This is a genomic window from Sphingomonas sp. (assembly GCF_048595155.1).
Lineage (GTDB): Bacteria > Pseudomonadota > Alphaproteobacteria > Sphingomonadales > Sphingomonadaceae > Sphingomonas_I.
In genome coordinates, this window is record NZ_JBMDXN010000058.1 from 32355 (window position 1) to 58243 (window position 25889).

The following is a 25889-nucleotide window of genomic DNA, read 5'->3' on the forward strand; positions in this document are numbered from 1 at the left end:
GCCTCCGGCCTGGTGTGGCCCTGCGCGCCCCGTCCGGTGTGGGCGGCGCGGGCCTTACAGAACCCCCTCCCGCGACCCTGGCGGGAGGGGGTTTTTCTTCGCGCGGGCGCCAGCCGCCACCACCGGCGACCGGATGAAGCCAGGTTGAAACTGATCGCGACTGCTGCCACGCTTTCCCCAAAAGGGAGGCAGCCATGGACAGGGTGAGACGGTTCGGGTGGATCTATTGCATCGGTTTCATGCTGGTGGTCGCCATCGGCTACGTGCCGCAGTTCCACGACGCGCAGGGCAATCTGTTCGGGCTGTTCAACCTCGACCTGTACGATGATAGCCTGCATTTCTTTTCCGGCGTCTGGGCCGGCGTCGCGGCCTTTCTGTCTTATGGGGCGAGCCGCCTCTACTTCCGCCTGTTCGGCCCGCTTTATTTCGCCGACGGCGTCATGGGCCTGTTCCTGGGCAGCGGATATCTCGACGGCGGGATCTTCCTGTACGGGCCGATCAAGGAATCGCTCTACGCGCACGTCTTCGCCAACCTGCCCCATCTCGTGATCGGCGGCCTGGCGATCTGGGTCGGCTATCGCCTCGCCAAGTTGCCCGGTGCGCCCACCGCGTCCGCCGCCGCGTGAAGCGGCGCTGGCGCATCCTGGCGGCGGTCGGCGGGCTTGTTGCCGCCGTCGTGCTGGTGCCGATCGGCTATATCGAGGGAGGATGCCGCCCTGCCGGCGATGCGGCCCTGGCGCCCTACACCCCTCTCCTGCCCGCGGCCGAGCGCCGCCCGGCGGTGCAATCCTATCTCACCTATCCCGAATGGCACATCGTCTACGAGGCGGAGGCTTTTGCCCGCCATCTGACCGCGGGCAAACCGCCCAGCAGCTTCGCGTACGGATCGCAGATTGGCGGCTTCTGGACGAGCTATTGCGCGGTCAACCGGCTGACCGGCAACCGGCCCGGCGCGGGCGCGGCGAAGGTCACCATCTACACGATCGGCATCAGCTACACGGTCGAGCTGGCGGTAAAGGCTGCCTATGAGCGCACGATCGGCCGCCTCTTCGAATGGGGGAGCGGCTGGACCAGCGCCGACGATCGATATGCCGCGCGCGTCCAGGCCGACTATGGCCGCTTCCTGCACGAGACGCCCTGGTATCGCTTTCCCTTCGGCCGGGCGCTGGCGGGCGAATGGCGCACGACCGAACCCGAACTCCACGCCCGCCATTGGGAGCGGCGGCTGGCGCTGTCCGGCGAATATGGCGTGAAGGCGGTCTATGCCGGCCTGATCGACAGGGCGACGGGGGCGACCGTCGGCCGCGACGAGCGGACCTTGCGCATGGTCGTGCAGGCGACGCCACAGGCGGTGCGCGCGATCGACCCGCGGCTCGTGCCCGTCCGGACGCTGCCGGGCGGACGGACGGTGGTGGAGGCGCCGCGCTATCAGCAGTTCAACGATCTGCTGACCAAGCTGGCCGCGACCGATATCCCGATCGTCGAAATTGCCGGCAATGATGAGATCTTCACGACCCTGCTTCTGCCGGAGACCAGCAAGCCCGCCGGGCAGGTGATCTTCACGCTGCCGATCGACCGGCCGGGCTGGCGGCGCTTCGGCGTCGCGACGAAGGTGCCGCACACCGTGGACCTGCTGCGGCAGACGCGCGCGGCCGGCGGCACTGTCGAGCATGTCTACGATTATTAAGCGCGCCGCGCGCGCGGTGGCGCTGGTCGCTCTGGTCCTGGGCGGCTGGACCGCGATCATGATCGCGCTGCCGTTCGTCGGGCCGGCCGGGCGCAACGTGGCGGTGGTCGGGAATAGCGCGCGCGCGATCGACGCGATCCGCGCAGCCGGCGGCGAGATCGTGGGATTACGGCAAGGCGCGACGCTGGCTCGCTCCACCCGCCCGGGCTTCGTGCGCGCCCTTTATGCGGCGGGGGCGCCGTTGGTGATCGAGGGCCGCGTGGCCGAAGGCTGTTTCGCGAAGAAGGGCGCATAGGCCGCGTACCAGCTGTTGCTGAACAAGCCGTCCGGATCCCATTGCCGCTTGGCGGCGAAGAAGCCGCCGATTTCGGGATAGGACCGCGCCAATTGCTCCGGCGTATAATGGAGCTGATAGGGCAGGAAGAAGCGGCCGTGATGGGCCAGCGTCAGATCGATCAGGGCGCGCGTGAGGCGGCGCATCTTGTCATTGCCGGCCGGCGTCGTCGGCTGGTTGAGGTAGAGCACGACCGAGAAAGCGGGCGCGGGCGCATAGCTCAGCGCATTATCCTCGGCGCCGACCGCGCGGATCGATGCATTGACCAGGTTCGCATCCTGATCCTGGAATATCCGCCGCATGCCGTCGATAAAGGGCACGATCTGCCCACGCGGCACGAAATATTCGTGCAGGATGTCCGTCTCCTGCGGGAGATTGTTGAACAGATAGGCGACGGAATCGTGCATCGGATCGTTGCGCGCGACCAGGCACGCCTCGCCGGAGCCCTGCGCGGTCTGGCGCGTCACGGTGCAGCTTTCGAAGCGATGCTCGAGATGCTTTTCGCTCCACCATTTCCAGCTTTTGAACAGATCGTTCTTCTTGGCGAGATTGACCGTCAGCCGCCGCAGCTTGGTCGAGCCCACCTCGCCCAGCGGCGCGCGCGCCAGCCCCTGATCCTCCGGCAGTTTGCGATATTCGTAGACCAAGGCTTCGCGCAGCAGGCTGCCCGGTGCGGTCGAGAGATGGACATAGGACAGGCCGACGCTGGGATCGGCGGCGATGCGCTGGAAGGTCGCCGGGAATTGGCGATAGTCGATCAGCGCGCGTTCGGAGCGATAGACATCGTTCGGCACCACATCCAGCGTCGCCGACAGGATCACCCCGAACAGGCCGTAGCCGCCGACGACATGCCGAAACAGATCGGCATTTTCCGTGCGCGACGCGGTGACGATCCGCCCGTCGGCCAGCATCAGGCGCAGGCTGCGGATCGAGCCCAAGACGGCGCCCGCCTGATGGTCCATGCCGTGCGCGTTGACCGAGATCGATCCGCCGACCGAAAAGATGTCGGTCGACTGCATCGCCTTCACCGCGAAATGCGGCTGGATGGCGAGCTGGATCGCATGCCAGGTCGCGCCGGCGCCGACGGTCACCGTGCGCGCCGCACGGTCGAGCCGGATAGTGTTCATGCCGCGCATGTCCAGCACCACGCCGCCGTGGCGGAAGGCCTGTCCGCCCATCGAATGTTTAACGCCTGCCGCCGATATCGTCAGCGTGTGCGCGCGGGCATAAGCGAGCGCGGTGGCGATATCGGCCTCGGTGCGGGGACGCACCACGCCCGCGATGCTGGTGCGACTGAGGCAGCTCGCATCGTTGATGGTGCCGCCGCGTTGCGACCAGGCCGGCTCCGCAACCTGCGCCGGCCGCGGCTGCTCGCCGGGAAGCGCGGGCAGGATGTCGGCACAATCCTTGGGCCCATGCGGATCCGCGATCAGGGGCAAAGTGTAGACCGTCGTCGCCCCCGCCAGCAGCGCGATCGCGGAGACCCCGATCAGCCAACGCCTGCCCCGTCGCGTCATGCTCCGCCCCTTCCCCAGTCCAGCCATCGTGGTAGGATCGTTAGCAGATCGTGGGCAGGATGCGACCGTCGCGGGCTCGACCCTCGAACACAGCTCTTATTGCCATGTCTGATAGCGTGTTTTCGGACAGCGAAGCGTCTTGACCGCAATTGCCGATCGCGCGACGCCCGTCGCGATGCGCGACCAATCCTTCTCGTCCTCCAGGCCATTCGGTGAGCGCATCGATCCGCCTGCCGCGCCCCCGTCCGTCCTCACCCACACGCAGGTCGCGCAGGGCGCGCGGATATGATTATCCTTCGGAGCCTCGCCTGGCTTGCAAACACGGCCTTCACCATCATTCTGGTAATCCGCACGCACCGATCCTCGATATCCTCAAGGCTGAAGTGGAGCGGCCTTGCCCTGGCGGCCGCGCCCGCCATCGTGGTGATCGTGACGCTTCTGCTTGCGGCCCTTCACGTGCAGCCGCCACCCGGCTTCGGCACAATCATGTTCCAGCTCTTGTTCACCGTCACCGTCATGGCGATGGTGAACCTCGTCACTGCGATTTTTGCTGCCATGGTAGAGGCGCAGATCGCCTTTCACGAGAAGTACAACGCCGCCAATCTCTATCGCTTCCCCGTCAGTTTCCTGATCGCACGCCCGGAACAGCTCAAATGGTTCGTTACCTTGGTGTTCTGTGGCGGGTCCGGGCTGATGCTGTACGGCATATGGTTCGACACGCACATCTAGGCGATCCTTGAAAAAGCGTTACCCGGCGGATCCCCTAGAAAGAGACACTGCCCCTATTCCCGCGCTTGTAAGCCCTGAATAGGCCTGTCTTCGAACGGACAAGACGCCTGATCGAGGCGGCAGCTTTACATCAGCAATGACGATCCACCCCCCTGCCCCTGCGGCGCGAGGCTGTGGGGCCACCTCGGAATATAGGGCAGCTCCATGCCCGCCATGGATGCGCTCTTCACATATAGGGCCACCACATGAAGGCCACGGCCCCGATAGCGCCTAGAAGAGTGATTGCGGTCATGATCAGCACCAGGGCGGCAGTCATTCGCTTCGTGGAACGTGCATCGCTGGCCTGGGCAAGAAAATAGGCCTCGAGGACTGCCACGGGGATGAGATAGGCGCCGAATTGAAGGACGATGTCCGCGGGTCCCGACAGGCTGTCGTTCATGCCGATCCCGCCGCCCGTGATCAGAACCCAAGCCATCAGGCCGACGCGCAGGAACCACACGCCGTTCACGACCATGAAGGCGCGGATGGCCCATTGGCGATGGGCGAGGAAATCGCGCCTCAGGGCCGCACGCCAAGCCACGGCGACAAAAGCGAGGATCAGCAGCCCGTCGATCGACACGGCAAGAGCGGAGATGAGCGAGAGATAGGTTTTGCGAACCCAGGTGAGCCACAGCCCGCTCAACGCCATCACGATCGCCACCACGAAGAACGTGCGGCCGACCCAGCGGTGCAGGGCTGGCGCGCGTTTGCGGATTGGTGGAACCAGCTGCAGCAAGCCGCCGGCGGTCACGAAGGTCGCCAGCAAGACGTGCACGGCAAACATGGCATTGCCGGCCCCGTCGCCCGCGACATACCCCTTGATCAACGGTTTCTCGTTCCAGGCGAGGAGATTGCCCGTCAGCGTCTTTCGCCCATAATGGGCAACGATCATCCAGACGAAGGCGGCTTGTCCGGCCGTCGCGACCGTGAACCAGGCGGTCGCGGACCGTCGCAGCAGCGTCCTTCCCGTTGAGCGGCCTCTTTGCCGATGGCGATCGGCCGGTGTCATTGCGTCCATTCCATGTCCCGCTGCTGTGAAAACGGGAATGCCGTGCCGGGCCGCATGCAGAGGGTCTCGCCGATTTGGAAATCGGCCATGTTTTTGGGTAGGAAGTGGCGCGATGCGCGGAACACACCACCTCACCTTGCCGGCCCTAGCGCCGCGGCCGAGCGACGTGCAGCTCTACGGGATCCTGTTCGCCGGTGCCGTCATGGCTTTTTGTCTGGGCAAGGTCCTGGGCGACGGCTTCGGGGCACCCTCGACAATTCTCGCTACGCTGGGCGACGCGACGTGCGGCTGGTCGTGGCTTCTGGTGCGCGCCTTGTTTCGCAGACCCGATCTGCGCCGGGAGATAGGGCCGCTGGCGCTGGTCATTACGATGGTCGCGATCGGTGCCGTCGTGCGTCTCGGCGGCGCAAACCTCTCTCCGCTGTTGCGGCTGGCTGACAATGCCGAGGGCCTGGTTAGCTCTGCGCTCCTCCTGCTGGCGACGATCGAGCCGCTGAAGGGCATCCGCGCCGCACTGCCGGTTTCGGAGAAGCGTTTTCGGATCGGCTTCGCCGTCAGCTACGCAACCATTCTCACGATCGCGGTGCTGATGATCGATGGCGCGCCGACAGACAGCGCCGCCGCGCATTTCAGCGGCGTCATCAAGGGAGCCTGTGCACTGGCGGCGCTTGCCGGAATGGGGTTCGCGATCTGGTATCGCAGCGGCAATCCGGTGCCGGAAGCGCGGCGGCCGAGGCAAGCCACTGCGGCTGGCAGCGATCACGCCCTCGGCCAACGTATTCTCGCGAGGATGCGGGCCGATTATGTTCGGCCGGAGCTGAGGGTGACCGATTTGGCCCGCGGCGTAGGGGAAGCGGATTACAAGGTGACTCAATGCATCACCGGCATTCTCGGCTTTCGCAATTTCAATCATATGGCCAATCATTTTCGGATTGCCGAGGCAAGGGTCAGGCTGGCCGACCCTCGCTGGGATCACCTGCCAATCCTGACGATCGCACTCGATTGCGGCTTCGGCTCGATCGGGCCCTTCAACCGCGCCTTCAAGACGGAAACCGGGGCGACCCCCATGCAGTTCAGGAAGACCCGATCGGCGTCTCCCGCGACCCTTCGAGACACCATGTCCTGACGTTTCCCGCCGCACCTCGGTCCGCGGCAGCGTTCAGGCTTCCCGGGATGTGGAGGGCCGCATCGCGGCGCCAGCTTTGTACCATTAACGATGCGCAAGATCGTGGATGGCGTTTCTCAATATATCGTTTATTCTGGATATATGGAAAACGAGTCCGCTATCCTCGCTCTTGGCGCCTTGGCGCAAGCAACACGCCTCGACGTGTTTCGCTTGCTGGTACGTCATGAACCCGGTGGCATGGCGGCGGGGGAAATCGCACGCCGACTGGACGTGCCGCAGAACACCATGTCGGCGCACCTGGGCATTCTCGCGCGCGCCGGCCTGGTTCGTTCCGAACGGCGCAGCCGGTCGATCGTCTACCGTGCCGATCTGGACGGCCTGCGCGCCCTGATGCTGTTCCTTGTCAAGGATTGCTGTGCGGGCAACGCGGAGCTTTGCGCTCCGTTGGTCGCCGAACTCGCCCCCTGCTGCTGAAAGGACGCGTCGTGGCCATCGACATCGTCATCTATCACAATCCCGATTGCGGAACGTCGCGTAACGCGCTCGCAATGATCCGCAACGCCGGCATTGAACCGCACGTTGTCGAATATCTGAAGACACCGCCTGCGCGCGCGATGCTGGTTGCGCTGATCGAGCGTGCCGGGATCACCGCGCGCGATCTGCTGCGCGAGAAGGGCACGCCCCATGCGGAGCTTGGGCTGGGCGATCCTTCCCTATCCGACGAAGCGCTGGTGGATGCGATGATGGCGCATCCGATCCTCATCAACCGCCCGCTGGTCGTCTCCCCGTTTGGGGTGAAGCTGTGTCGCCCCTCGGAAGCGGTGCTCGATCTGCTGCCGGTCGGGCAACGCGGCGCCTTTACCAAGGAGGATGGCGAGCGGGTGGTGGATGCGTCCGGCAAGCGGATAGGCTGACGCCGTGCCGACGACCTCTCCCTCCCTTGACGCCGCGCCTGCGCATCCGGGCCTCGGCACGTTCGAGCGTTATCTGACTTTATGGGTGGCGCTCTGCATCGGGGCCGGTATCGGCCTTGGGCAATGGTTGCCTGGCGCCTTCGCCTCGATCGCGGCAGCTGAAGTCGCGCGCGTCAACCTGATCATCGCCGGGCTGATCTGGCTGATGATCATCCCCATGCTGCTCAAGATCGATTTTGGCGCGCTCGGCTCGGTTCGCCAGCACTGGAGGGGCGTCGCCGTCACGTTGTTCATCAACTGGGCGGTGAAACCCTTTTCCATGGCGGCGCTGGGATCGTTTTTCATCGGCTGGCTGTTCGCGCCGCTTCTCCCGGTCGGAGAGGGGCCATCCTACGTCGCCGGCCTGATCCTGCTCGCCGCCGCGCCCTGCACGGCCATGGTGTTCGTCTGGTCTAACCTCTGCGAAGGCGAGCCGACCTATACGCTGTCGCAAGTCGCGTTGAACGACGTGATCATGCTGTTTCTGTTCGCGCCGCTGGTTGGGCTGCTGCTCGGCGTCGCCTCGGTTACGGTGCCATGGGCCACGCTGCTGCTCTCGGTCCTGCTCTACATCGTCGCGCCCGTGATCGCCGCGCAACTCGTCCGCCGGGCCACCCTGGCCAGCGGCGGGCAGGCCGCACTCGAGCGGCTGCTCGCGCGGCTCGGCCCGCTGTCGCTCGTGGCCCTGCTGGCGACACTCGTTTTGCTGTTCGGCTTTCAGGGCGATGCGATTGTTGCGCAACCGCTGGTGATCGCGCTCTTGGCCGTGCCGATCCTCATCCAGGTCTATTTGAACGCCGGACTTGCCTACTGGCTGTCTCGCAGGTTCGGCGTGGCCTGGTGTGTGGCGGCACCTGCGGCACTGATCGGCGCGTCGAATTTCTTCGAACTGGCGGTAGCCGCCGCCATCTCTCTGTTCGGGCTCAAGTCAGGTGCCGCGCTGGCAACCATCGTGGGCGTGCTGGTGGAAGTGCCGGTGATGCTATCCGTCGTCTCGATCGTGAAGAGCTCGCGGGGTTGGTATGAGCGGGGCGCGCGCGCATGACGGGGCTGGCCCTTACACGCCTCAATGCCGGCAGGCTCGCCCCTTCAGATCAGATCCTGCGACCACGCATAGCCCGATATGCATCTCAACAGGCGCGGGCCGATCTAAGTCTGGTATAGGAGGCGCGCGCCACCATCGAGAGAAGCAACTGCCTCGCATAACTTGCAGCCGAGGACACGCTGCCGCTCAACGCGGCGTCCAGATCCAGCCGGCGATACGCCATCCCTGCGGCGAATGGTTCAGGGTAGCGGTCACCACGCCACGGGCGACCTCGCTATGCCCGTTCTGCGTCGTGGTCCAGTCGGCCGGCAGCGCGATATAAGCGTGCGCGGCATTTGTCTCGACGCTCAGTGGCGCCCCCAATCGCAAGGCAGTCTGCGCCCCCGCGATGGCCGAGGGCTGGCTGGCCGCGTAGGCCGCCTGCCACTGCTCGATCGCGGCCCTGCCTTGAAACAAATAGGGCGGCGTGTTGTCGACGATGGTTAGGCTCGGCTCGAACAACGCCGCCGGCGGTTGCACGCCCTTATTCCATGCATCGGCGACCGCCTGCATCACCGCGACGACCCACGCTTTATCCTGATCTGGCGCCGCCTGCGCCGACATGCCTGGCAAGGCGATCAGCACCATAAGCCCGAGGACGTCCCCGTTCGCATTCACCTGGAGCTCCGACTTCGTACGACCGCATTGGCAGGAACGGCATCGGTAAAAAGGCAAGACTTCCGGTGCAAGACGAAGGCCGCGGACTTGATAACCGCTGCAATCAGGCAGGCATCGTCCTCAAGACGTAGTCCGCTGCGCACCCTGGACGAACGGGGATTTTGACCGGGCCTTCAAGACAGAGACCGGGGCGCGCCCCATGCAGTTCAGGAAGGCCAAATAGGCGTCTCCCGCGACCCTTCGAGACACCATGTCCTGCCGCTTCCCGACGGCACGCCGGTTCGCGGTAGCGTCCAGGCTTACTAAGATTTTGGAGGGACGCATCGCGGCGCCGTCTACCCCGCCGTCCGGCCAACGCGCGACCGCTCACGACCGGAACCGCATTCCACCCTGTCCGGCGGCAAGGGTCGGACACTGCACATTGTGCCTCACCTGATGGAGGGGCGCCTGAAGGCGTGGCCCTGCCGCCCAAGCGACGGAGATTGCCCCCATCGAGACATGCCTGCCATATTCTGGCCTCTACCTCGATGGCTGAACTGGCGAGCAGCCAGAGGTGGAGGAGACCCACCAACATCGCGTTTTGTCAGAACGGCTGTAACCACACAGGATCGCCATGCGAATGCGATGACGCAGGTGGGTCACGTTGGTGCCCGGTCTTCGGCTTGGCGGAACGTCTGGCCCGCCCGCTTCAGACTGATCACAGCCGTAACCCTATCGTGATGGTGCCGCCGCCCCGGCTTGCCTAGCACTGCCGCACCGACCGAACACCCGATGCGGGTAGCAGAAGGACATTTCGTGAGCCGCGCCAATACCGACCAGCCAGGCCGATCGCATCTGCTCCCCACCCGCTACATCGTATTTCTGGTCGTCGCCGCGGCCGCTCCCCTCGCCTCGATGATCGGCAACCTGCCGATCGCAATCGCACGCGGCAATGGCGCCGGCGTCCCGGTCTCGTTCCTGATCGCAGGAAGCATCCTGATAGCCTTCACCACGGGTTATGCCTTCATCGGGCGCAGGGTGGTGAGCACCGGCGCCTTCTACACCTATGTTGCCGAAGGGTTGGGAAAGCCGTTGGGTGTGGGCACCGCCTATTGCGCGGTCCTCGCTTATGGCGCGTTCACGTTCGGGCTCGCGGCGGCCTGCGGCTATTTCGACGAACAGGTATCGCTCGCGGTGGGCGCAAGAGTGGACTGGACCATCTGCGCGGCGGTCTCGGTGCTCATTGCCGGCCTGTTGAATCATCGCTCGATGGAGGCCTCGTCCAAGCTGCTCGCCGTCATCATCGTCGTCGAAACGGCCGTGCTGCTCGTCTTCGACATAACCGTGATCGCCACGAAGGGCTGGGCTGCATTCCCGTTGTCCTCCTTCGGGCGCGATTCCTGGCTGGCGCCAGGCGTCGGCGTCTCGCTCATGACGGCCTTCACCTGCTTCGTCGGCTTCGAATCCGGCGCTTTGTATACGAAGGAAGCGGCCGATCCGGTGCGCAGCATACCGCTCGCCAGCTACATCTCGGTGATCCTGATCGGATCCTTCTACCTCATCACCGCCTGGATCACGATCGGCGCGCTTGGCGCCCCGACGGCCAAGGCGCAGGCGGTCGCGCACGGCGGCACGCTGATGCTGGACCTGATCAAGCAATATGATGGGGAGATCGCTTCCGACGCCGCCGGCGTGCTGCTGTGCACCTCGATGCTGGCGACCTACATCGCGATCCACGCTGCCGCGTCCCGCTACGTATTCGCACTCGCGCGCGAGGGACTGCTGCCGCGGCCGCTTGCCCGGTTCGACGAGGCGCGCAATGTTCCCGTCGCTGCGACCGTCTGCATCTCCGCCGCGACCGTGCTCTGCCTCGCCACGGTCGCGTCGGCCCGTACGGATCCTTACGCCGCGATCATTCCGGTTCTGATCGGGATGGGGACGCTCGGCATCATTGCGCTTCAGGCGCTCGCGGCCGTCGCCATCCTGGTCTATGCTTTCCGGCGACGGCAGGAGGCGGGACCGGTCGTGTTGCTCGCGACAATCGTCGCCGCCATCGGCCTCGCGCTGGCGCTCGCGACTGTCTGCTCCAACTTCACCCTTCTCTCGACCGTCGATACGCCCTTTGTGGCGTGGCTGCCGGCCCTCTACCTGGTCACGCTCGCCGCCGGGCTCCTCTTCAGCCTGTGGCTTCGTCGGGCCCGTCCGCAGAAGTTCGCGAAGCTGGCGCTGGTCGAGCACCGAGCGCCGCATCAGCTGCCCTGACGAGGCCATCGGCCTCCTAACATCAGTCCAGCAACGATCGCCGAGGAACCGTTCAGCCTCGATCGAGCGCGGAGACAGCGCGCAATATTGACAATCGTACGTATAGAGCGTACGTCCGAGCCATATGCCGTTGCCGTTCAGCAGCGGCGTGACGGCTGTTTCTCATATTTGGCGACGTCCGCAGATCGAAGCCTCGCCAACCCGGCTCTAGACACGAGCGGGACGCGCGATGCTCGCACCGGCCCACTGCAATTGGCCGCCGGCCAGGCGCTGCCGAACCTCGTGAATCATCAAGTTCGTTTCTGGTGTTTTTCTGTTTTCACCCTGCGAAGAAGTACGCAGATACGCCCTGAATCAGCCTGCGGCCTGCCCCCCGCGTCCTTCCGCCAGACGGCGCGGGAGGACCTCGGCCCCTCTGGCCTCCTCAGAACTTGAACTTGGCCGACACACCGATGATGCGCGGATCGTTGATCATGCCGGTCAGGTTGTTGAAGTCGATCGCGCTGACGGCGCGGATCTGGTTGAGGATATTGCGGGCGTACACCGCCAGTTCCAGCCCGTTGTGCATCTGGTAACCGATCTTCAGGCCACCCTCCAGCAACGCGCGTCCGCGGAATTCCTTGGCGGTGTACAGGAAGTAATTGATCTTGCTGCGATAGGCCCAGTCGGTGAAGGCGAAGATCTCGTCGCCATTGCCGAGCGGGATGCTGTAGCGCGCGGTCGCATTGGCCACGTAACGCGGCGCCTGCGGCAGATCATTGCCGTTGATGATCGCCAGACCCGCCGCATTCAGCGGATCGGTCACCGTGCAGCCGCCGCCGCAGGCGCCGACCGCGATATTGGGGTCGCGGATCTCGGTGAAATTCCAGCTTCCGCCCACGGTCAGCGCCAGTTGTTGGACCGGCCGCACCTCTAGCGTGGATTCGATGCCGTAGCCGATCGCATGGTCCGCATTCAGCAGCCGGGCCGAATTGCTTGCCCCGCCCACCGCGGTCAGCTGCAGGTCCTTGGTGCGATACCAATATGCGTCGAGATCGAAGTGCACCGAGCGGTCGGCCGTCACCAGCTTGATGCCGCCCTCGCCGGAAAAGGTCGTCTGCTTCTTGGCGACGGAAGGCTGGCTGAAGAAGGTCACGCGATCCTGGATGGCCGGGCCGAGATAGCCGGTCGCCGCACGCGCATAGAGATTGACCTGATCGCTGATCGCATAGGTCGCGCTGGCATCCCAGGACACATTATTGCCCTTGGCGCGATTGGTGAGCGGCAGCGCCACCGCCACCGATTGGCTTGCCACCGTCTCCGCCGCGTAGGCCGGATTGAGCGCGATCGCGTCGCGCTTCTTGTCGTGCGAATAGCGCGCGCCACCGCGCAGCGTCAGCGTGTCGGTCAGCTTATAGTCGAACGATGCGAACAGCCCCAGCGTCTGGTTGGTGTCATCGTGCAGGATGAAGCCGTTGATCTGGCCGTTGTCATAGAAATATTCGCTATAGTCGAGCTTCTGGTGGAAATAATAAGCCCCCGCCTGAAGACGCAGGCCATTCATATCCTCGGTCGCGAACCGGACTTCCTGGCTGAATTCGCGCGGCTTGGTGACGCCGCCGGTATTGGACGGGAAGGCGCCGACATTGATCTGGCCGAGCGTGCAACCGGGAATGAAGGCGTAACAGCTGCCGCCATCGACGTCGCCGGTGCTCTCCACCTTGGCACGTTCGTAGGCAGTGACCGAATAGAGCGTGCCCACGCCGTCGAAATGATAATCGAGATGAAGGTTGGTGCCCCATTGCGTGAGCGACTGGCTGGTCAGCCCGTCGAGCGAGACATGATCCTTGTCGAACTCGGGCACGAAATGGTTGCTGCCCTTTTCGAAGATGCCGGCGCGGAAGACGCGCGGTGTCCCGTCGAGGTCGCGGCCGTGGACGTTGAGCAGCGCGTTGAAGTCGCCTGACGCATAACCCAGCTGCAAACGCCCGGCGAGATCGCGATAGCCTTCGAGCTTGTGGTCGGCGAAACCGCTGGTGGCGTCGTTGGTGACCCAATTGTCGCGGCGCTGGAGCAGGCCCGACGCGCGGAAGCTGAAGCCGCCGCCCAGGGGCCCGCCGACCGCGGCCTCGGCATTGACGGTGTTGTACGTACCATATTCGGCCTGGGCATAGCCGCCGAAGGTGCTGCTCGGCTTGGCGCTGTTGAGCTTGACCACGCCGGCCGGCGTGTTGCGCCCGAACAGGGTTCCTTGCGGCCCGCGCAGCACTTCGACGCTGGCGAGATCGAATACGGGGAAGGATTTGAGCATCGGGTTTTCGAGCGCGACATCGTCATAGACGACCGATACGGGCTGCGCGGCGTTCGGATCGAAATCGGTATTGCCCAGACCGCGAATATAAAAGCGGGGAAAGGTGCGGCCGAACGAGCTTTCGATCTGCAGGCTGGGCGTCCGCGCCGACAGGAAACGAATGTCGAGGCCGCTGCTGTTGAGCGTATTCAGCGTGTCGCCGCTGAGCGTGGTCACCGCGACCGGCACATCCTTGGCATTTTCCGAGCGCCGGGTCGCCGTGACGATGATCTCGCCTCCATCGACAGGCGCCGACGCTTCAGGCTCAGCTGCCGCCATCGCCGGGCATGTCACCAGCAATCCGGCCAGCGCGGCACCGCAGCTGAGCATGCGGCGTGCATGGGCATTGCGAAGCGATACAGTCATGGCGCACGATCCCCCCAAAGAGCCTCGCATCCACTCCACGCATCTTCTTGCGGCGTGCCGCCGAGACGCTGCCGATCAGCTCGCAACTTTCCCGATATTTGCCAAGCTGGGCCGAGCGATCCCGGCCCCCAATCCGTGGCTTCGCTTAGCCTCTGTCACTTTTCGGCAACATTCCGTCGCCGCGCGGGACCGTTCTTTACGCGATGATGTCCGGGATCAGCTGATCCTCAAGCGTGGCGATCTCGTCCTTCAGCTTGAGCTTGCGCTTCTTCAGCCGTGCCACCTGCAGCTGATCGCCCGCAGGCGCCAGCAGGATCGCCTCGTCGAGGGTACGATGCTCCTCACGCAACACGCCGATCAGCCGGATGATTTCCGTTTCGTCCATCATTCACCCATCCTGCGACGGCGCCCCCGTTAAGCGTTCGGGGCCGCAGGCTCAAGGCCCCGGCGAAATGGTTCAATTTTGCGGGCGATGGTGCAAATCGGCGGGAGACAGAGGCCGCGATGCATGTTCTATTCGCAGGTCCGACCAGTGAAGAAGGAGCGAGTCGACTATGACGAATTCCCACTCTGCCACATTGATGGCGAAGCATGCGCGGCTGGATGCCCAGATCCAGAGTGAGTCGCATCGCGCGGCGCCTGATACGATGTTGGTCGCGATGCTGAAAAAGCAAAAGCTGAAAATCAAGGAAGCGCTCGCCAAACTCGGTTGAGCGCGCGCCTGTTGCGCAAAAACAACCCCGGCTGCCCGGACGCAGCCGGGGCGACTGGCCAGCCGCAGGCCTAGTTCTTCAGCTTCCAGCCGCTGCGGATCAACGAATAGCAGAGCGTGCCGAGCGCCACATTCACGAGCAGCAACACGATCGCACCAGTCAGGATGTTGCTGTCGCTGGTGCCAAGGAAGCCGTAGCGGAAGCCGGAAATCACATAGAAGAACGGGTTGATATGGCTGAAGGCGCGGAAGGCGCCATGCAGCCCGTCGATCGAATAAAAGGTGCCGGACAGCAGCGACAGCGGCTGGATCACGAAGTTCGTCACGGTCGCGTTATGGTCGAACTTCTCCGCCCAGACCGACGTCATGACGCCGAGGAACGACAACATGCCCGCGCCCATCAGCCCGAAATACAGGGCGGCCCAAGGCACGCGCGGCAGGATGTGGCCGGGCCAGATATTCACCAGCACCAGCAGGGCGATCATGATCAGCACCGCACGGGTCATCGCCGCCGCCACGAGCGCCGACAAGAGCTCGCCGGAGGACAAGGGCGGCATCAGATAATCGACGATCGTCCCCTGCATCTTGCCGACGAGCAGCGAGAAGCTGGAATTGGCGAAGGCATTCTGCATCATCGCCATCGCAATCAGGCCCGGTGCCGCAAAGGTCGCGAAGGGCACGCCCATCACCTGCTTGCCGTCATGCCCGAAGGCGACCGAGAACACGATCAGCAGCAGGAGCGCGGAAAAGGCCGGCCCCCAGATGGTTTGCAGTTGCACCTTGAAGAAACGGCGCACCTCCTTGATATAGAGGGCGCGCAGTCCTGCCCAGTTGATCATCGGGATCACCGGTTCGCCGGGGGCGGGACGTTTAGTTTCGATCGAGGTGTCGTTCACCAGCGTCCGGTAGCCACCGGGTGCCGACGCGGCAAGCCTCGAAGCTATGGGAAGCAGTTGAAAAATGTCGTGGACCGACGAGCGGATCGAGCAGCTGCGGCAGATGTGGCAGTCCGGAAATACCGCCAGCCAGATCGCCGAAATCCTGGGCGGCGTCAGCCGTAATGCCGTCATCGGCAAGGCCCACCGGCTGGGCCTGCAATCGCGCCCGTCGCCGGTAAAGGCCGCGAGCGAGCCCGAGCCTGCGGCGCCGGTGGCGAAAGCCGCGCCGACCCCGGCCGCCCCCCCTGCCCCCGCCGCGCCATCGGCGCCGTCGGCGCCGGCCTTCACGCCCGAACCCGTGGTGGAACAGGCCGCACCGCCGGAACCCAAGCCGATCTCCGTGATGCCGCTCGAGCCCCGGCCGGATACGCCGATCGTGCGTTCGATCGGCCCCGGCGGCTTCCAGCGCCAGAATCCGCACGAGCAGCAGTCGCCGATCCCGCCCGCACCGCCGCGCCGCCTGGTCCCGGCCAAGCCCTCCGCGGAGATGGCGGACAAGACCAGTCTGCTGGATCTGAACGATCGTATCTGCAAGTGGCCGCTCGGCCACCCGGGCGAGCCGGATTTCCACTTCTGCGGCAACCCGGTGAACCCGGGCTTCCCCTATTGCCTGTCGCACTGCTCGGTCGCCTATCAGGCGCAGTTGCCGCGCCGCGACCGCCGTCCGCCGCCGCCGCTGCCCTATGGCGGCCCGCGCGTCCGCTAAGATCGGTAGCCGTCCTGAGGGCTTCAGGGCGGCTAACCCCGAACTATCTGCGACCGAAGGCCGCTCCAGTCATGGGGCGGCCTACAATCCGAACGGCTTGAACAGACATTGTCCGCAATAGAGGAACATGGGCTCCTCATCACTGAAGAACAGCTTGCCGACCGTATATTGATCGATCTGGAATTTGACCTGCTTGCCGTCCGAGAAGGTGACGCGCCCTCTCACCTGACAGGGGGATTCCGGAAGCGTGTAATGAACGGACCCGCGATCGGTTAGCCAGGCGCGCTGGAAGTATCGGCGGACCTGCCGCCCGTTCAGGACGAAAGTATCGCAGGCCACCGGCGGATTAGTCTCCTTCCACGCTTCAATCCCGTTCTGCTCCACGACAATATTGGTGATGCGCGGGAGCTGCAGCGGGCAGACGGTGGGCCCTTCGTCGGGCAGTTGGACGCAACGATCCACAGGCGTCACCGCCGCCAAGGCCGCCAGAAACAGCATCGTGCCTGCTCCTCCAAAACTTGGTAAGATTTGCGTCCCGCCCGCAAAGATACGGTCGGTGCTCCCTATCCGTTCCAATCCCGCATAAACTAGCAAGTGCAGATTAGCATCGACGCGACGCTGAACAATGCTGATGAGGGCCTGGGATCATTAGCCGTCGCAAGGCGTTCGGTGGCGATGAAAATAGTGCGCGATGCGCTTCTCGCTTTGGTGTTGCTGGCCATTCCAGCCGCCGCCGGCGCAACTACAGACGATCTTCGCTCCGTCGCCGGAATGCAGAGCCACAATAGCGCGCTGCTCGTGTTTGCGCCTTCGCTGTCGGATCCCCGGCTTATCCGGCAACACGCAATCTTCGCGCAGCTTGCGGTGCAGGCCGCGCGCCACGACCTTTTGTTCGTCCAGATCGATCCCACCCGCGTCATCGGGTCCCACGACACGTCCCGCGCCTTGCACCGCCGCTTCCAGGTGCCACCGGATACGTTTCGCGTGATCCTGATCAACAAGAACGGGAAGATGGTGGCATCGGCCGTCGCTCCGGTCGCCGGCAGCGCCATCATCCGTAGGCTCGACGCCCCAAACTGAGGGTGCTGCACTCTCGGCTGCGAAGCGGATAGCTGACAGGCGGGCTGAGAAGCTCTAGGGTCGGTGCACTTATGGCCGATGACCTCTTCGCTTCCACCGGACAATCCGCCTCGCAAAATTACGATGCCTCCGCGATCGAGGTGCTAGAGGGTCTCGAACCCGTCCGCCGCCGCCCCGGCATGTATATCGGCGGCGTCGATGAGCGGGCGCTCCATCACCTTGCCGCCGAGGTGCTGGACAATGCGATGGACGAGGCGGTGGCGGGCCACGCGACGCGGATCGATGTCACGCTCGCACCGGGCAACCGCCTGACCATCACCGACAACGGCCGCGGCATGCCGGTCGACGAACATCCCAAATATCCGGGCAAGTCGGCGCTCGAAGTCATCCTGACGATGCTCCATTCGGGCGGCAAGTTCAGCGACAAGGCCTATTCGACATCGGGCGGTCTGCATGGCGTCGGCATCTCCGTGGTCAACGCACTATCGACCGACACGGTGATCGAGGTGGCCCGCGATCGCACCCTGTACCGGCAGACGTTCGCGCGCGGCCTGCCGACCTCCAAGCTGGAGACGATCGGGGCCGCGCCCAACCGCCGCGGCACCAGCGTCTCGTTCACGCCCGATCCGGAGATTTTCGGAGAGGGCATGCGGTTCAAACCGACACGCCTGTACCGACTGGCCCGCTCCAAGGCCTATCTCTATGCCGGCGTTGAAATACGCTGGCGCTGCGATGCAGAGCTGATCGGCGACGACACGCCGCCGGAGGCGAGCTTCCAGTTTCCGGGCGGCCTTGCCGATCATCTGCGCGAGCAGTTGGGAAGCCGCGAATGCGCCACCGCGGAGCCGTTTATCGGCCGGCAGGATTTCCCCAACGGTCAAGGCTCGGTCGAATGGGCGGTGGCATGGCCAATCTATTCGGAAGGCTCCTATTCCTATTATTGCAACACCATCCCGACGCCGGATGGTGGCACGCATGAGCAAGGCCTGCGGGCGGCGCTGATCAAGGGGTTGCGCGGTTTTGCCGAACTCGTCGGCAATAAGAAGGCCAAGGACCTGGCGCCAGAGGACGTCGTTACGGACGTCGAGCTGATGCTGTCCGTTTTCATCCGCGACCCGCAATTCCAGTCGCAGACCAAGGATCGGTTGACCTCACCGGAAGCGGCGAAGCTGGTCGAGAACGCCGTGCGCGACCATCTCGATCACTTCCTTTCGGACAATATGGAGCGCGGCCGAGCGCTGCTGGGCTTTTGCCTCGATCGCATGGACGAACGGCTCAAGCGGCGGGCCGAGCGCGACGTCAAGCGCAAGACCGCGACCTCCGCTCGCAAATTACGCCTGCCGGGCAAGCTGACGGATTGCGCCAATGACGAGCCCGAAGGGACCGAATTGTTCATCGTCGAAGGCGACAGCGCCGGCGGTTCGGCGAAGCAGGCGCGCGATCGCAAGACCCAGGCGATCCTGCCGATCCGCGGCAAGATCCTGAACGTTGCCAGCGCAACCGCCGACAAGATCCGCGCCAATCAGGAAATTGCCGATCTGACCCTCGCGCTCGGCTGCGGCGTACGGGACAAATGCGATCCCGCCGCGTTGCGCTACGAGCGGATCGTCATCATGACGGATGCAGACGTCGACGGCGCCCATATCGCCACCCTGCTGATGACCTTCTTCTTCCAAGAGATGGGACCGATCGTGCGCGACGGCCGCGTCTTCCTGGCGCAGCCGCCGCTCTTCCGCCTGACCGCCGGCGGCAAGAGCCTCTACGCGATGGACGAGGCAGAGCGTGCGGCCATCGAGGCCAAGGAGTTCAAGGGCAAGAAGGTCGAAGTATCGCGCTTCAAAGGATTGGGCGAAATGAACCCCCAGCAACTGCGCGAAACGACCATGGACAAGAAAACACGCACGCTGATCCGGATCACCCTGCCCCAGGAATATGAGGAACGGGCCGGCACGCGCGACCTGGTCGATCGGCTGATGGGGAAGAATCCGGAACATCGTTTCGCCTTCATCCAGGCCAATGCCGCCGCGATCGAAGAAGACGCCATCGACGCGTAAATAGATCGTTAGAAGGTCGACGCCGGGCTGGAACCTCACCTATCTGCTTGTAACCGCTCATCGAAACACGTTAGCAAAGGTGCAAGCAGCGGGGGCGCTGCAGACGCAGCGGCCTTGGGGGCATCATGACAACATTCGACGTGCATCTTTATGCACTGGTCTGGAATGAACGGCCGTTATTGCCTTTCTTCCTCGACCATTACCGCCCGTTCGTAACGAAATTCTTCCTATATGATGACGGCTCCGATGACGGATCCTTCGAATATCTTTCAGATCAGCCGGATGTCGAATTGCATCGCTTCGACAGCACGGGCGACTCCTTCGTCGAGCAGGCGCGCATTTTCTACTGCCATCGGTGGAAGGCATCGCGAAGCGCAGCCGCCTATGTGATCGTCGTCAATATCGACGAGCTGGTCTATCACCCTCAGCCCCTGGCTGCGCTCCAGAAGGCAAAACGAGACGGCCTGACCATCTTGCCGACGCGCGGTTGGGAGATGATCGGGGAAGGGCTGCCTGAGGCGGCGCCGATCGTGAAAAGCATAGGGTGCGGCGTGCCAAGCCGCGCCGAAAGCAAGATCGCCATCTTCGATCCCGATGCGGTGACGGAGATCAATTACGGCCCCGGGCGGCACCGCGCCCAGCCGCTCGGACGGATCGTCAGACCGGCCCGGCCTTTGTTCGATCTCCTGCACTACAAATATCTCAGCGCCGACTATGTCGTTCGACGCTACCGAGAGCTCGGCGCGCGCATGCGCAAAGGCGATATCCAGGCGCAATTGGGTGTCCAATATCGCAAGGGCGAAGCGGACCTGCGCGCCGAGCACCAAAGATTGCTAGCGGCGGCCGCGCCAGTCTTGCGGGCGGATATGATAGCGTCGGGACTGCTACACGAGCCACGTCCCGGGGTGAGTGTCGCGCAGCTGCGACAGGTGGCGAACGATAAGGGCAGCTTGCGCGAGGTCTGGCGCGATGACAACCCCTTCGGTGTCGCTGCAGCACAGGCCTATATCACGACCACGCCGCCGCAAGTGATCAAGGCCTGGTATAAGCATAGACGGCAGACGGACCAGATCACCGCCGTTAGCGGCAACGGACGGTTGGTGGTGTGGGATGTTCGTTCCCCGCAGCCCGACACGCCGGTAGAGATCCTGCTCGAGAGCGAACGCCCGACACTCATCACCATCCCGCCAGGCTGCTGGCATGGCTTCCAGGCAATAGGCGAGGCGCCGCTGACATTGCTGCACCTCAACGATGCCGCGTTCGATCACGTCCGAACGGATGAGGTCCGCCTGCCCGCCGATGATCCATCCATCCCGTTCCGCTGGGATATTCCTGGATGACGGCGCCCTCGCTGTTGCTGTGGCTCATTTCAGGTGATGCGCCACTAGCACGGATGGCGCCGGCGGCGGGAATCGACCGCATCCTGGTGGATCTGGAGCGGTTGGGAAAGGCGGACCGGCAACGTGGCCGACACTTGTTCCTTTCGGAGCAGAAATGGAGCGACGTAGCCGCCTTACGGAAGACGGCTCCTGCAGGAACCCTGTTCGTACGGCTGGATCCACTGCATGCTGGAAGCCGGGATCAGATAGAACAGGCGCTCGCGCTGGGCGCGGACGGGTTGATGCTGCCCTATTTTCACGATGCCACGACAGCGCTCCGCTTTGCCGACCTCATCGCCGGGCGTGCCATATTCACGCCGCTGGTAGAAACCTGGGGGGCGGTGCAGACGCTGCCGGAACTGCTGGCACAGGGCGTTGTTGCCGAGTTCCACGTCGGCCTGAACGACCTGGCTTTGGATATGCAGCTAAGCTCGCTGCAGCAACTGTGGGGCCACCCGGTTCTGGACAGGATAGCACAGATGGCCGCCGCGCACGGAACATCCTTCGGGGTGGGTGGCGTAACCGATCCGCGGATGCGCGGCCTTCCCATTGATCCGGTTTTCGTGATTGACGAGCATCGGCGATTGGGATCGACCCGGGCGTTGCTGGGCCGCAGCTTCAAAAGCGAATTTGGCGAGGATCCGGATCCGGCCGATGTCCGCGCAACGGCGGATGCCATCAGAGACGCATATCATTGCGCCGCGCTGACGAAATCTCCGGATGATGCGGAGCGAGAGCTCAGGCGGGTTCGGTTAGCGCCGCAACCAGCGCCTTAACCTTCTTCTGGCGCCACTGCGGGACCGGTGCGATCAGCCAATAGGCTTTCGTTCCGTCCTTCTGCGCCAGCGCCTGAACGCGCCCCGCGGCGATATCCGCTTCTGCGAGCAGCGCCGGGACAATTGCCCGGCCAAGGCCCGCCGCGGCGGCGTCGATCGCCAGGCCGGCATCGGCAACGGTGATCACAGGCTCGCCGTCTTGCTGCGGACAGCCGGGCCAACCGATCGCCCGATCCGGGGCATTACTCACGCCGACCGTCACGTAGTTCTTGCCGCCCAAGGCCACGCCTTCATGTTCGCCTTTATCCTCGGCAAAGCAGACGGCGAGATCGAGGTTGGCCTGGGTGAAATCCAGATTATCCTCGGCGGCGACCATCGCAAAGCCGAGTTCCGCATCGGTGCGGCCATAGTCGGCAAGGCGCGCTGCCAGCCATTTCGCGGTGAAGTCGCGCGGCGCGGCGATCGTCAGCGACTTGGACGACTGGCCCGCCTGCATCGCACGCACCGCTTCCTCGAACTCGAGGAAGCCGGCGCGCAGCGGCTCCAGCCCCGCCTCGCCCTCGGGCGTCAGCTCCAGGCCCTTCGCGGCCCGGCGGAAGAGGACGACACCCAGCACATCCTCCAGCGTACGGATCTGCTGGCCCACTGCGGCTGGCGTGACGGCCAGTTCATCGGCGGCCCGGGTGAAGGAGAGATAGCGCGCGGCCGCATCCAGCACGCGCAGGCCATTCAACGGAAGATGCGTGCGCTTCATTCCGTCACCTCCGGTCCGACCAGCGAGAAGCGGGGGATGGCGACGTCGAACAGGGCACCATCCGCGTCGACCATCTGATAGCTGCCCTCCATCGACCCGGTCGGCGTGTCGAGCGGGCAGCCGGAGACATAATCATAGGATTGGCCGGGCGCGATGATCGGCTGTTCGCCGACCACGCCTTCCCCTTCGACGAGATGGCGCGTGCCGCGCCCATCGATGATCACCCAGCGGCGGGTGAGCAATTGCACATCATGCTGCCCGCCATTTTCGAGGCGGATATGATAAGCCCAGAACCAGTTCCGGCTGGCGGGATCCGACTGTTCGGGCAGGAAGCTGACCGACACGCGCACCGTTACGTCGCGCGTTTGCGCGCTATAGGGAAACAGTATGGCCAGCGTCGAAGCGGTCATAGTCCCACCGCCGTCAGCGCACGATCCAGATCGTCGATCACGTCCCGTGGGTCTTCCAGCCCGACGTTCAGCCGCAACATGCCTTCGGTTACGCCCATAGCGCTGCGCACCTCTTCGCTGAGCCCCGAATGGGTGGTCGAGGACGGATGGGTCATAAGCGAGCGCGAATCACCGATGTTGTTGGAGATGTCGATGAGCTCCAGCGCATCCAGCAAGCCATGCGCCTGGGCACGACCGCCATCGACATTCAGGGCGATGATGGTGCCGGCCGCCTCCATCTGTCGCATCGCCAGCTTATGCTGGGGGTGGCTTGGAAGGCCAGGATAAAGGGTCGCCACGCGCTGATCGAGGAAGGTCGCAACCTTCAGCGCATTTTCGCTTTGGCGGCGGATGCGCAGATCCAGCGTCTCCAGCCCCTTGAGCACGACCCAAGCATTGAATGGCGACAATGTCGGCCCGGTGTTGCGGGTGAAGCCCAGCAAGGTCTTTTCAATGAAATCCTCGCGCCCGCAGACCGCACCGGCGAGCACCCGCCCCTGCCCGTCCATCATCTTCGTGGCCGAATAGGCCACCACGTCCGCGCCATAGTCCAAGGGGCGCTGCAGCATAGGCGTGGCAAAAGCATTATCGACGATGGATAGGATGCCCGCCTTGCGGGCGATGCCGCACACCGCTTCCAGATCGACGATATCCAGCGTCGGATTTGCCGGCGTTTCGAAGAAGAACAATTTGGTGTTTGGCCGGATCGCATCCTGCCACGCATCGGTGTCGCGTCCATCGATGATGGTGGAGGCGATCCCGAATTTCGGCAGCAACGTGTCGGTCAGCCAGCGACAAGACCCGAAGGCGGCGCGGCCGGCGACAATATGATCGCCCTGTTCCAGCTGGCACAGCAAGGCTGCCGTCATCGCTGCCATCCCGCTCGCCATCGCCCGGCAGGCTTCCGCGCCCTCCATCAGGGCGATGCGGCTTTCCAGCATCTCCACCGTCGGGTTCTGCAGCCGCGAATAGGTCATGCCCTGCTGCTCGCCGGCGAACCGGGCGGCGGCATCGGCGGCCTTGTCGTAGCTATAGCCGGACGTGAGGAACAAGGCCTCGCTCGTCTCGCCATATTCGGATCGCGCGGTGCCGCCCCGCACCGCCTGGGTGGCAGGGCGCCAATTGTTCGTGATGGAACGATCCTGGCCGGTCTTGCGCTTCATGGCGCATGCCTTTGCCCGCCGCTTGACGGCCGCGCAAGGTGGGCCGAAACCGCGCACCCCTTCGGAGACCAGCCATGACCGATATTCGCGACATTCCGCTCGAGACGATCAAGGGTGAGCAGAGCAGCCTTGCCGATTATGCGGGACAGGTTCTGCTGGTGGTGAACGTCGCGTCGAAATGCGGACTGACGCCGCAATATGAGGGGCTGGAGCGGCTTTATGAAAAATATAAGGAGGACGGCTTTGTGGTCCTCGGCTTCCCGGCCAATGATTTTGCTGGCCAGGAGCCGGGCAGCAACGAAGAGATAGCGAGCTTCTGCACGACCAATTTCGGCGTCGCCTTCCCGATGTTCTCCAAGATCACGGTCACCGGGCCGGAAAAGCATCCGCTCTATCGCGAACTGACCACCGCCATTCCGTCGGCGCCCGGCGCGGAAGGGATGCGGAGCCGCCTTCAGGATCATGGCATGACGCCGAATCCCGAGCCGGAAATCCTGTGGAAGTTCGAGAAATTCCTGATCGGCCGCGACGGCACCATCGTCGCCCGCTTCGCGCCGGACACGTTGCCGGAGAGCGATGCGATCGTGACGGCGGTCGAGCGCGAGTTGTTCGCGAGCGAGTAGGGAAGTGCATCCCCTCCCCGATATTTCTCGGGGAGGGGGACCACCGGCGAAGCCGGTGGTGGAGGGGTAAGCCAGCGCTTCAGGAAATCCCCTCCACCGTTCTGCGAGCGGTCCCCCTTCCCCGTTCCGGGGAGGAGAGAAGGCGTTACCCGGCGGCGGTTTACAGGGCGGCGAGGACTGCTTCGCCCATGTCGCGGGTGCTGGTGGTGCCGCCGAGATCAGCGGTGCGGGCGCCGCTGGCGAGGGCCTTGGCAACCGCTGCCTCGATTTTCGCGGCTTCGTCGTCCAGGTCCAGCGAATGCCGCAGCATCATCGCGCCGGATAGAATGGTTCCCAGCGGGTTTGCCTTGCCCTGCCCGGCAATATCGGGCGCGGAGCCATGGATCGGTTCGTACAGCCCCAGTGCTCCACGCCAGTCGCGCAGCGACGCCGACGGCAGCAATCCGATCGAACCGACGCACATGCTCGCCTGGTCGGACAGGATATCCCCGAAGAGATTGCCGGTGATGATCACATCGAAATGAGCGGGCGCCCGCACAAGCTGCATCGCGGCATTGTCGACATACATATGTTCCAGCTGGACGTCGGGATAATCGGCCGAAACCTCGATCACGACATCGCGCCACAATTGCGAGGTTTCGAGCACATTGGCCTTGTCGACCGAGCAAAGCCGCTTGCGACGCCGCTTGGCCATTTCAAATCCGGTGATCGCGATGCGGCGGACTTCATCCTCGTCGTAGCGCATCGTGTCGAACCCTTCGCGGCGACCCGTCTCAGTCGTGCGGCGGCCGCGCGGTGTGCCGAAATAGACGTCACCCGTCAGTTCGCGCACGATCACCAGATCGATGCCCTTGGCAACTTCCGGCCGCAGCGTCGATGCATCGGCCAGTTCGGGGAACATCGTCGCCGGGCGCAGATTGGCCCAAAGGCCAAGCTCTTTACGTAGTCCCAGAATGGCCTGTTCGGGGCGCAAACGGCGCTCCAGCCCGTCACAGGCCGGATCGCCGACCGCGCCGAACAGCACGGCGCGCGCGCGCTTGGCGAGATCCAGCGTTTCCTGCGGCAACGGATGGCCTGCGGCCTTGTAGCCGGCGCCGCCGACCGGCGCCTCCTCGAAACTGATCTTGTTACCGCATACGGCCGTCAGCACGCGGCGGGCTTCGGCGATGACCTCGGGACCGATACCGTCTCCGGGCAACAGCGCGATCAGCATGTTCGATTGT

General features: G+C 64.2%; 28 protein-coding genes. 17 read left to right on the forward strand and 11 right to left on the reverse strand.

Going from position 1 to position 25889, the window contains the following annotated elements:
* Nucleotides 1–194 precede the first annotated feature (194 nt).
* Genes ACOJSI_RS09560 through ACOJSI_RS09570 form a run of 3 tightly spaced genes read left to right on the forward strand, consistent with a single transcriptional unit; the run spans nucleotide 195 to nucleotide 1982 of the window.
* On the forward strand, nucleotides 195–626 hold the full coding sequence (locus ACOJSI_RS09560) for a DUF4383 domain-containing protein (protein WP_420138046.1): 432 nt from the start codon (nucleotides 195–197) through the stop codon (nucleotides 624–626).
* Nucleotides 623–1687 carry a hypothetical protein gene (locus tag ACOJSI_RS09565; protein ID WP_420138047.1) on the forward strand — a complete coding sequence of 355 codons (1065 nt, stop codon included), beginning with the start codon at nucleotides 623–625 and terminating at the stop codon, nucleotides 1685–1687. Before ACOJSI_RS09560 ends, ACOJSI_RS09565 begins: the two co-directional genes overlap by 4 nt.
* Nucleotides 1671–1982 carry a hypothetical protein gene (locus tag ACOJSI_RS09570; protein WP_420138048.1) on the forward strand — a complete coding sequence of 104 codons (312 nt, stop codon included), beginning with the start codon at nucleotides 1671–1673 and terminating at the stop codon, nucleotides 1980–1982. The genes ACOJSI_RS09565 and ACOJSI_RS09570 overlap by 17 nt, the downstream gene beginning before the upstream one ends.
* On the opposite strand, the gene ACOJSI_RS09575 is transcribed toward ACOJSI_RS09570, so the two are convergent.
* A complete protein-coding gene (locus ACOJSI_RS09575) occupies nucleotides 1910–3538 on the reverse strand; it encodes an FAD-binding oxidoreductase (protein ID WP_420138049.1) in 1629 nt (542 codons plus the stop codon). The genes ACOJSI_RS09570 and ACOJSI_RS09575 overlap by 73 nt on opposite strands.
* Before the next feature lie 139 nt (nucleotides 3539–3677).
* Here ACOJSI_RS09575 and ACOJSI_RS09580 point away from each other — a divergent pair, with 139 nt between their 5' ends.
* On the forward strand, nucleotides 3678–3827 hold the full coding sequence (locus ACOJSI_RS09580) for a hypothetical protein (protein ID WP_420138050.1): 150 nt from the start codon (nucleotides 3678–3680) through the stop codon (nucleotides 3825–3827).
* Nucleotides 3824–4267 (forward strand): hypothetical protein, encoded by a 444-nt coding sequence (locus ACOJSI_RS09585; protein ID WP_420138051.1) that lies wholly within the window; start codon nucleotides 3824–3826, stop codon nucleotides 4265–4267. The genes ACOJSI_RS09580 and ACOJSI_RS09585 overlap by 4 nt, the downstream gene beginning before the upstream one ends.
* A gap of 226 nt (nucleotides 4268–4493) precedes the next feature.
* Here ACOJSI_RS09585 and ACOJSI_RS09590 read toward each other — a convergent pair whose 3' ends face one another.
* A complete protein-coding gene (locus tag ACOJSI_RS09590) occupies nucleotides 4494–5315 on the reverse strand; it encodes a DUF2306 domain-containing protein (protein ID WP_420138052.1) in 822 nt (273 codons plus the stop codon).
* 112 nt (nucleotides 5316–5427) lie between these two features.
* Here ACOJSI_RS09590 and ACOJSI_RS09595 point away from each other — a divergent pair, with 112 nt between their 5' ends.
* From ACOJSI_RS09595 to arsB, 4 genes are all read left to right on the forward strand, one after another.
* Nucleotides 5428–6441 (forward strand): helix-turn-helix domain-containing protein, encoded by a 1014-nt coding sequence (locus ACOJSI_RS09595; RefSeq protein WP_420138053.1) that lies wholly within the window; start codon nucleotides 5428–5430, stop codon nucleotides 6439–6441.
* Between the two features lie 141 nt (nucleotides 6442–6582).
* Nucleotides 6583–6915: an ArsR/SmtB family transcription factor gene (locus ACOJSI_RS09600; protein ID WP_420138054.1), complete on the forward strand. Its 333-nt coding sequence runs from the start codon at nucleotides 6583–6585 to the stop codon at nucleotides 6913–6915.
* An 11-nt stretch (nucleotides 6916–6926) separates the two neighbouring features.
* Nucleotides 6927–7355, forward strand: coding sequence for an arsenate reductase (glutaredoxin) (gene arsC / locus ACOJSI_RS09605; RefSeq protein WP_420138055.1), 429 nt, complete (start codon nucleotides 6927–6929; stop codon nucleotides 7353–7355).
* A 4-nt stretch (nucleotides 7356–7359) separates the two neighbouring features.
* Nucleotides 7360–8439: an ACR3 family arsenite efflux transporter gene (gene arsB / locus ACOJSI_RS09610; RefSeq protein WP_420138056.1), complete on the forward strand. Its 1080-nt coding sequence runs from the start codon at nucleotides 7360–7362 to the stop codon at nucleotides 8437–8439.
* A 186-nt stretch (nucleotides 8440–8625) separates the two neighbouring features.
* Here arsB and ACOJSI_RS09615 read toward each other — a convergent pair whose 3' ends face one another.
* The gene (locus ACOJSI_RS09615) at nucleotides 8626–9066 is read right to left on the reverse strand and encodes a hypothetical protein (RefSeq protein ID WP_420138057.1); all 441 of its coding nucleotides are present in this window, start codon (nucleotides 9064–9066) and stop codon (nucleotides 8626–8628) included.
* Nucleotides 9067–9891: 825 nt separating this feature from the next.
* Here ACOJSI_RS09615 and ACOJSI_RS09620 point away from each other — a divergent pair.
* A complete protein-coding gene (locus ACOJSI_RS09620) occupies nucleotides 9892–11337 on the forward strand; it encodes an APC family permease (protein ID WP_420138058.1) in 1446 nt (481 codons plus the stop codon).
* A 424-nt stretch (nucleotides 11338–11761) separates the two neighbouring features.
* Here the strand turns inward: ACOJSI_RS09620 and ACOJSI_RS09625 are convergent, their stop codons facing one another.
* A complete protein-coding gene (locus ACOJSI_RS09625; protein WP_420138059.1) occupies nucleotides 11762–14032 on the reverse strand; it encodes a TonB-dependent receptor in 2271 nt (756 codons plus the stop codon).
* 196 nt (nucleotides 14033–14228) lie between these two features.
* Nucleotides 14229–14417 carry a YdcH family protein gene (locus ACOJSI_RS09630; RefSeq protein WP_420138113.1) on the reverse strand — a complete coding sequence of 63 codons (189 nt, stop codon included), beginning with the start codon at nucleotides 14415–14417 and terminating at the stop codon, nucleotides 14229–14231.
* Nucleotides 14418–14613: 196 nt separating this feature from the next.
* Between ACOJSI_RS09630 and ACOJSI_RS09635 the strand changes: the two genes are divergently transcribed.
* Nucleotides 14614–14745, forward strand: coding sequence for a YdcH family protein (locus tag ACOJSI_RS09635; RefSeq protein WP_420138060.1), 132 nt, complete (start codon nucleotides 14614–14616; stop codon nucleotides 14743–14745).
* 70 nt (nucleotides 14746–14815) lie between these two features.
* Here ACOJSI_RS09635 and ACOJSI_RS09640 read toward each other — a convergent pair whose 3' ends face one another.
* On the reverse strand, nucleotides 14816–15583 hold the full coding sequence (locus ACOJSI_RS09640) for an ABC transporter permease (protein WP_420138114.1): 768 nt from the start codon (nucleotides 15581–15583) through the stop codon (nucleotides 14816–14818).
* A 121-nt stretch (nucleotides 15584–15704) separates the two neighbouring features.
* Here ACOJSI_RS09640 and ACOJSI_RS09645 point away from each other — a divergent pair, with 121 nt between their 5' ends.
* Nucleotides 15705–16388 (forward strand): GcrA family cell cycle regulator, encoded by a 684-nt coding sequence (locus tag ACOJSI_RS09645; protein ID WP_420138061.1) that lies wholly within the window; start codon nucleotides 15705–15707, stop codon nucleotides 16386–16388.
* An 81-nt stretch (nucleotides 16389–16469) separates the two neighbouring features.
* Here ACOJSI_RS09645 and ACOJSI_RS09650 read toward each other — a convergent pair whose 3' ends face one another.
* Complete coding sequence (locus ACOJSI_RS09650; protein ID WP_420138062.1) at nucleotides 16470–16886, reverse strand: hypothetical protein; 417 nt, start codon at nucleotides 16884–16886, stop codon at nucleotides 16470–16472.
* Nucleotides 16887–17063: 177 nt separating this feature from the next.
* Here ACOJSI_RS09650 and ACOJSI_RS09655 point away from each other — a divergent pair, with 177 nt between their 5' ends.
* The 4 genes from ACOJSI_RS09655 (at nucleotide 17064) to ACOJSI_RS09670 (ending at nucleotide 21677) form a co-directional block, all read left to right on the forward strand.
* Nucleotides 17064–17468, forward strand: a complete 405-nt coding sequence (locus tag ACOJSI_RS09655) for a DUF4174 domain-containing protein (RefSeq protein ID WP_420138063.1) — start codon at nucleotides 17064–17066, stop codon at nucleotides 17466–17468.
* A 71-nt stretch (nucleotides 17469–17539) separates the two neighbouring features.
* Nucleotides 17540–19522 carry a DNA topoisomerase IV subunit B gene (parE, locus tag ACOJSI_RS09660; RefSeq protein ID WP_420138064.1) on the forward strand — a complete coding sequence of 661 codons (1983 nt, stop codon included), beginning with the start codon at nucleotides 17540–17542 and terminating at the stop codon, nucleotides 19520–19522.
* 125 nt (nucleotides 19523–19647) lie between these two features.
* A complete protein-coding gene (locus ACOJSI_RS09665; RefSeq protein ID WP_420138065.1) occupies nucleotides 19648–20862 on the forward strand; it encodes a glycosyltransferase family 2 protein in 1215 nt (404 codons plus the stop codon).
* Nucleotides 20859–21677: an aldolase/citrate lyase family protein gene (locus ACOJSI_RS09670; RefSeq protein WP_420138066.1), complete on the forward strand. Its 819-nt coding sequence runs from the start codon at nucleotides 20859–20861 to the stop codon at nucleotides 21675–21677. The genes ACOJSI_RS09665 and ACOJSI_RS09670 overlap by 4 nt, the downstream gene beginning before the upstream one ends.
* Here ACOJSI_RS09670 and ACOJSI_RS09675 read toward each other — a convergent pair.
* The 3 genes from ACOJSI_RS09675 to metZ are packed head-to-tail and all read right to left on the reverse strand — an operon-like array spanning nucleotide 21640 to nucleotide 24043.
* Nucleotides 21640–22431, reverse strand: coding sequence for a LysR family transcriptional regulator (locus ACOJSI_RS09675; protein ID WP_420138067.1), 792 nt, complete (start codon nucleotides 22429–22431; stop codon nucleotides 21640–21642). The two genes, ACOJSI_RS09670 and ACOJSI_RS09675, sit on opposite strands and share 38 nt — an antisense overlap.
* On the reverse strand, nucleotides 22428–22841 hold the full coding sequence (gene apaG, locus ACOJSI_RS09680; RefSeq protein ID WP_420138068.1) for a Co2+/Mg2+ efflux protein ApaG: 414 nt from the start codon (nucleotides 22839–22841) through the stop codon (nucleotides 22428–22430). The genes ACOJSI_RS09675 and apaG overlap by 4 nt, the downstream gene beginning before the upstream one ends.
* Nucleotides 22838–24043 carry an O-succinylhomoserine sulfhydrylase gene (gene metZ, locus ACOJSI_RS09685; RefSeq protein ID WP_420138069.1) on the reverse strand — a complete coding sequence of 402 codons (1206 nt, stop codon included), beginning with the start codon at nucleotides 24041–24043 and terminating at the stop codon, nucleotides 22838–22840. Before metZ ends, apaG begins: the two co-directional genes overlap by 4 nt.
* A gap of 74 nt (nucleotides 24044–24117) precedes the next feature.
* On the opposite strand from metZ, the gene ACOJSI_RS09690 reads away from it, so the two are divergent.
* Nucleotides 24118–24666: a glutathione peroxidase gene (locus ACOJSI_RS09690; protein WP_420138070.1), complete on the forward strand. Its 549-nt coding sequence runs from the start codon at nucleotides 24118–24120 to the stop codon at nucleotides 24664–24666.
* A 160-nt stretch (nucleotides 24667–24826) separates the two neighbouring features.
* Here ACOJSI_RS09690 and leuB read toward each other — a convergent pair whose 3' ends face one another.
* Nucleotides 24827–25879 (reverse strand): 3-isopropylmalate dehydrogenase, encoded by a 1053-nt coding sequence (leuB, locus tag ACOJSI_RS09695; RefSeq protein WP_420138071.1) that lies wholly within the window; start codon nucleotides 25877–25879, stop codon nucleotides 24827–24829.
* Nucleotides 25880–25889: the final 10 nt, after the last annotated feature.